This is a genomic window from Pseudoalteromonas aurantia (assembly GCF_005886875.1).
In the GTDB taxonomy this organism is placed as follows: Bacteria; Pseudomonadota; Gammaproteobacteria; order Enterobacterales; family Alteromonadaceae; genus Pseudoalteromonas; species Pseudoalteromonas aurantia_A.
Window position 1 is genome coordinate 1 of record NZ_PNBY01000144.1, and the last position, 6,620, is coordinate 6,620.

Annotated in this window: 5 protein-coding genes and 1 pseudogene; all 6 read left to right on the forward strand. The window is 44.0% G+C overall.

Going from position 1 to position 6,620, the window contains the following annotated elements; translation table 11 throughout:
- Positions 1 to 20 precede the first annotated feature (20 nt).
- A pseudogene (locus CWC18_RS21645) lies at positions 21 to 413 on the forward strand (integrase core domain-containing protein); the annotation flags it as partial.
- A 440-nt stretch (positions 414 to 853) separates the two neighbouring features.
- Positions 854 to 2,401: a 2-isopropylmalate synthase gene (gene leuA, locus CWC18_RS19775; RefSeq protein ID WP_138675954.1), complete on the forward strand. Its 1,548-nt coding sequence runs from the start codon at positions 854 to 856 to the stop codon at positions 2,399 to 2,401.
- Positions 2,398 to 3,474, forward strand: a complete 1,077-nt coding sequence (gene leuB / locus CWC18_RS19780) for a 3-isopropylmalate dehydrogenase (protein ID WP_138675955.1) — start codon at positions 2,398 to 2,400, stop codon at positions 3,472 to 3,474. The genes leuA and leuB overlap by 4 nt, the downstream gene beginning before the upstream one ends.
- Before the next feature lie 56 nt (positions 3,475 to 3,530).
- Positions 3,531 to 4,934 (forward strand): 3-isopropylmalate dehydratase large subunit, encoded by a 1,404-nt coding sequence (leuC, locus tag CWC18_RS19785; protein ID WP_138592509.1) that lies wholly within the window; start codon positions 3,531 to 3,533, stop codon positions 4,932 to 4,934.
- On the forward strand, positions 4,931 to 5,530 hold the full coding sequence (gene leuD, locus CWC18_RS19790) for a 3-isopropylmalate dehydratase small subunit (protein ID WP_138592510.1): 600 nt from the start codon (positions 4,931 to 4,933) through the stop codon (positions 5,528 to 5,530). Before leuC ends, leuD begins: the two co-directional genes overlap by 4 nt.
- A gap of 107 nt (positions 5,531 to 5,637) precedes the next feature.
- Positions 5,638 to 6,231, forward strand: coding sequence for a hypothetical protein (locus CWC18_RS19795; RefSeq protein ID WP_138592511.1), 594 nt, complete (start codon positions 5,638 to 5,640; stop codon positions 6,229 to 6,231).
- Positions 6,232 to 6,620 lie beyond the last annotated feature (389 nt).

Here is a 6,620-nt window from a genome sequence, read left to right on the forward strand (position 1 = left end):
CAGTCCGATGAAGTGCCTGAACGATGCAGGCGAAGATGCTTGAAATGGGGATAATAGGCTCTCGAAGCCGTCCAGGTGTCAGCAATGATAATCCATATTCGGGATCTCTGTTTCGCACGGTTAAATATAGCCACCGTTGGCCAAGTGAAGGTTTTAAGCACCTTGAAGATGCAAGAAGCTGGGTGAAAGGCTTCACGAATTGGTACAACAACGTACATAGGCATAGTCGTATCAAGTTCGTGACACCCGGCTAACGTCATAATTGGGAAGATAGAGCGATATGGGCAAAGCGCCGTGAGATATATAAAAAAGCGCAAGAAAAGAATGCTAACCGCTGGTCAAGGCACACCATAAATTGGGATGAAATCAGTGATGTGGAGTTAAATCCAGAGAGCAAAAAACAAGCAGTTTAACAGCTCAGGCGACAACTACCTTGAAAAACGCCGTGGTTATAGTCAAGAAAACATGAATGGAATAAAAATGATGGCTGAACAAAAAAGTTATTCTAAGCAGGTATGAATTGCATAACTAATTTTTAATTCTGAAGATGTTTTAGTTCGGGTTTTTTTATCTCTATTGTGATTTTTCTTTGGTTTTTTTTGTCTTTTTAAACAAGTTTTCATGCAGCTCTTTGGATTTTTTATTCTTGCATTACAGTGTTGCAACATGATAAAACATAATTAATCCATCAACAGGACGACTTTGCTCAATGAAAAAAATAACACGTTTGTCACTACTGCTTAACCTCTTACTTATTAAATGTAAGAGCGGGGTGTAGTGCACGCAACTGAGCAGCTACTTTTCAACCCCGCACATTGCGGGGTTTTTTATTTTTTGGGCCGAGGAACAGGGTATGCAGGATAAAGTTTGGATTTTCGATACGACATTGCGGGATGGTGAACAGGCGCTAAAGGCCAGTCTCACTGAAGATGATAAGCTACAACTTGCGCATGCGATAAGCCGATTAAATGTGGATGTTATGGAAGTTGGGTTTCCAGTATCTAGCCCGGCTGACTTCAGAGCTGTGCAGCGTATTGCGACCGAAGTACGTAATCCGGTTATTTGTGGTCTGGCACGCGCAGTAAGCAAAGACATTGAGGCGTGTGGTGAGGCATTACGCCCAGCTGAACGCGGTCGTATTCATACCTTTATTGCTACCAGCCCTTTGCACCTTGAGCATAAGCTACGTATGAGCTTAGACGATGCGACAGCTATGGCAGTTAAATCAATTAAATTAGCGCGTAACTATACTGATGATGTGGAGTTTTCGTGTGAAGATGCGGGGCGTACGCCACATGCAGATTTATGCCGTATTGTAGAATCAGCGATTAACGCGGGTGCATCAACCATTAATTTACCAGACACCGTAGGGTATGTTACGCCTGATGAATACTCTGCCATGATCCGTCATTTAATGAATAATGTGCCAAACATAGATAAAGCACGGTTAAGTGTGCATTGCCACAATGATTTAGGCTTGGCGGTCGCCAACTCTGTAGCCGCGGTACAGGCGGGTGCAAGACAAATCGAATGTACCATTAATGGTATTGGAGAGCGCGCAGGTAATTGTTCATTAGAAGAAGTGGCCATGATCATGAAGATGCGCCAAGACTACCTAAAAGTACATACCGATATTCGCAGTGAGGAAATCTACCGAGCATCTCGCCAAGTTGCAAAAATCTGTAATATGTCGGTGCAGCCAAACAAAGCCATTGTGGGGGAAAATGCATTTGCTCACAGCTCAGGGATCCACCAAGATGGCGTTTTAAAAGCGCAGAATACTTATGAAATCATGTCACCAGAGAGTGTGGGTGTCCCAAACAATCAACTGAATATGACGTCTCGTTCAGGCCGCCATGTTATAGAGCATCGTTTATCTGAATTGGGTTATCAAAAATCTGATTACGATATGGATAGCTTATATACCAGCTTTTTAGCATTAGCAGATCAAAAGGGCACCGTGTATGACTATGACCTTGAGGCTATGATCCATTTTAATCAAATGGATGATGAGGACGACCAATTTAAACTTGAATTTGTTAATTCAACATCTAATTCACAGTCAGTTGCCAGCTCTACCATTGGTATGACGGTCGCCGGACAATCCAAGCAAGAAGCGGCGACAGGTAATGGGCCTGTAGAGGCCTCATTTTTAGCCATTGAGCGAATTATTGGGATGTCTGTTGAAGTCATTGAATACAACTTAGATGCGACGGGTCAGGGGGCGAGCTCGCTGGGACAAGTCGATATCATCGCACAATATAACGGACGGCAATATCACGGTGCAGGTCTTGCTGCTGATGTTGTTGAAGCATCGGTACGGGCTATGGTCCGTGTTTATAATCTTATTAACAGAGCGCAAAAAGTCTCTGATTTGAAACAACAAAGGAAAGCAGGATGAGCCAAGCAAGTTACCAAGTTGCCGTATTAGCCGGAGATGGCATAGGCCCAGAAGTCATGGCCGCAGCAGATAGAGTACTCGATGCGGTGAGTGAAAAATTTGACTTCACCTTAAATCGTCAAACCCACGCCATCGGTGGTGCCGCCATTGATGAGTGCGGTGAAGCATTACCTGAGGCAACGCTTAAAGCGTGTGAAGCTGCGGATGCTATTTTATTTGGCTCGGTTGGTGGACCAAAATGGGAGCACTTACCCCCGAGCGAGCAACCAGAGCGCGCTTCTTTATTGCCGCTGCGTAAACATTTTGGCTTGTTTTGTAATTTACGTCCTGCACAGCTATTACCTGCATTAAGTGGTGCGTCACCATTACGTGCAGATATCAGCGAGCAAGGCTTTGATATTCTGTGTGTGCGAGAGTTAACTGGTGGAATTTATTTTGGTGAAAAAGGCCGAGAAGGGGAAGGTGAGCAAGTAGCTGCATTTGATACCCAGCGCTATTCTCGAAAAGAAATAGAGCGGATTGCGCGTTTTGCATTTGAAGCGGCAAAATTACGCAGCGGCCATGTGACCTCGGTAGATAAGGCGAATGTTTTGGCATCGAGCGTGCTATGGCGTGAAGTGGTCACTGAAGTGAGTAAAGATTACCCCGAAGTACAACTAGATTATATTTATGTTGATAACGCGGCGATGCAGCTCGTAAAGCAGCCAAGTCAGTTTGATGTGCTGTTATGCGATAACTTATTTGGCGATATCTTATCTGATGAGTGCGCCATGATCACAGGCTCCATGGGGTTGCTGCCTTCTGCAAGCTTAAATCAATCAGGATTTGGTTTATATGAACCTGCTGGTGGCTCTGCACCGGATATTGCCGGTAAAGGCATTGCAAACCCAATAGCGCAAATTCTAAGTGCCGCCTTAATGTTACGTTATTCACTAGGCCAAGATGAAGCTGCACGCGCAATAGAAAAAGCCGTTGCAGAGGCTGTTGCTGCAGGTGTCGGTACACCGGATATATACCCTGAGGGTGGTTACACCACGCAAGATGTGGCACAAGCCATCGTATCGCGAATTTAATTGCAACCAATGCGGTGATTTCCGTCAGGTTACCGCTTTATTTGAGGATGTAGCACGTGGCTCAAACCTTATATGACAAAATTTGGCAATCGCATGTGGTTGCACAGATCAACGAACAAACCGACTTACTCTATATAGACAGACATCTAGTCCATGAAGTAACGTCACCGCAAGCTTTCTCAGGCTTACGCGAGAAAAACCGTCCGGTGCGTTGCCCTGAAAAAACCTTCGCAACAATGGATCACAATGTTTCCACTAAAAGTCGAACTTTAGATGCCGCTAGTGAAGTTTCAAAAAATCAGTTAATGGCTCTTGCCGAAAACTGCAAAGAGTTTGGTATTGTCTTGTATGACTTAAACTCAATAAATCAGGGGATTGTTCATGTTATGGGCCCTGAGCAAGGGATCACTTTACCTGGCACGACCATTGTGTGTGGCGACAGCCACACCTCTACCCATGGCGCGTTTGGAGCGTTGGCACATGGTATTGGCACTTCTGAGGTTGAGCACGTATTAGCAACGCAAACTTTACAGCAAAAAAAAGCTAAGTCGTTGAAGGTACAGATTAACGGTGTATTGCGCCCAACTGTGACTGCAAAAGATTTGATCATGGCAGTCATTGGTGTGCTAGGGACTGCTGGCGGCACAGGTTATGTGGCTGAATTCTGTGGTGAGGGTATCGAAGCATTGTCGATGGAAGCGAGAATGACGCTATGTAACATGAGCATTGAAATGGGTGCTAAGGCGGGTTTAATTGCACCAGATGATACCACGTATGCATATTTAAAAGGTCGTCCATTTGCACCTAGTGAAGACGAGTTTGAAGCGGCTGTTTCATATTGGCGTACGCTTCATTCTGATGATGGTGCAAAGTTTGATAGAGTGGTTGAGCTTAATGCGCAAGACATACAGCCTCAAGTGACGTGGGGCACCAGCCCAGAACAGGTGATTGGTATTGATGAAGTTGTCCCTAACCCTGAGCAAGAGAGCGATTTAATTAAAGCAGATGCTATCCGCAGTGCTTTGCAGTACATGGGTCTTGAAGCTGGGCAAAAATTAACAGATGCAAAAGTAGATACAGTATTTATTGGTTCATGTACTAATAGCCGTATTGAAGATTTACGGGCTGCGGCCTCTGTGGTCGAAGGTAAAACAGTTGCGCACGGTGTGGAGGCCTTGATTGTGCCAGGATCAGGTTTGGTGAAACAGCAAGCTGAGCAAGAAGGTCTTGCAGAGATTTTTAAAGCGGCGGGTTTTGAGTGGCGAGAACCAGGTTGTTCAATGTGTTTAGCAATGAATGATGACAAACTAGGCGCAGGTAAGCGGTGTGCCTCAACGTCAAACCGAAACTTCGAAGGGCGACAAGGTCGTGGTGGGCGTACACACTTGGTCAGTCCAGCGATGGCGGCCGCGGCGGCCATTGCTGGTCACTTCACGGATATAAGAGGGGAGATATCATGAGCATATATCACCAAGGGCTGTTAGCACCACTGGATAAAAATAACGTCGATACCGACCAGATCATTCCTAAGCAGTTTTTGACATCGACGAGCCGCGAGGGTTTTGATAAAGCGCTTTTTTATGATTGGCGCTATTTAGACGATGGTGTCCCTAATCCAGACTTTGTATTAAATCGAGCCTGCTATAAAGGTGCATCAATTTTACTAACCCGTGATAACTTTGGCTGTGGCTCATCTCGAGAGCATGCACCATGGGCTCTAAAGCAATATGGCTTCAGTATTATACTCGCTGAAAGCTTTGCCGATATTTTCTTTAATAACTGCGGTAATAATCAAATGCTCTGCATTGTCTTAGGAGCTGACACGTTAGAGTCGTTATTCTTAATTGCTGAACAACATGATGATATTCAAGTTGAGGTGGACTTGGTGCAACAACAGTTACGCAGCCCTTATTTTGATGTAATTAACTTTGAAGTTCGCGCAGATATTAAAGCACGACTGTTAAGTGGCTTAGATTTTATTGGCGAAACTGAGCAGTTAAATGAGGCGATTAATGCATTTGAACATACATTGAGGTCAGAACGTCCTTGGCAGTAATATTTCTTTAAGCGGCCCATCATATCGCGTGGTGAGTTAAGCGTATTTAATTGCAAACAACCAAAGGGCTAGCTACCCTTTGGTTTTTAATTTTTGGGAACATTACTATGAAATTTGTGGTCGCAACAGCGCTGACATTAATGAGCAGTGTGGCTTTCGCTCGTCCTGCACCTTTGGTCTCTATTCCTTCTCATGATGCATTCTTTGATAATATCGCAGCACACTGTGGTAAAGCGTATGAAGGAAAAATCAGTGTTGATAATGTAACGGGTCCAAATTCATTTGCAGGCAAAAAGTTAGTAATGCATGTACGTCGATGTAATGAACGTGAATTGCAAGTACCTTTTCATGTCGGTAGCGATGCGTCACGGACTTGGTTGATCACTAAAACAGGCAGTGGCTTAAGCCTTAAACATGACCATCGTCATAAAGATGGGACCGATGACGACTCAACGATGTATGGTGGTCATACAGTCGATGCTGGTTTTGCAAATGTACAGTCGTTCCCTGCTGATCAGTATTCAAAAGAGTCTTTTGCTCGTCAGGGGATCCCTCAATCAATGGGGAATACTTGGCAAATGTACATATATGATGAAAAGTTTACTTATCGACTTGTACGTGAAGGTCGTGAGTTTAGAGTAGATTTTGACTTAACTAAGCCAATCACTGTTCCAAGTGCACCTTGGGGTTATAAAGACTAAACCATAAAGTACTTAACGAAAGGCGGCTAAAGTTTAATTCATCGCCTTTTATCTTAGCTTTAATGTAGCTGAGAGGCACTCGGAGCGTAAATATGTATACGTTATGCTCACTTTCAGTGTGCAGTGACACTTCCTATTATGTCTTGAGATATCAAAAACGATGCGGATGTACGTTTATCAAACTAAAAAGTTTGATAAATAGCCATTTCGATAGGTTTTTACCGTGAAACTATGTTTTTATCACTTTTCCTAAAATAAACGCTTGCGCTTTTTTCTTAGCGCCCTATAATGCGACCCCACTGACACGGAGCAACACGCTGAAAAGCAAATTAAAACGAGTCAGCGTCAAGTAAAACTTAGGTTTAAAATTTTTTTAAATCAAGTGTTGA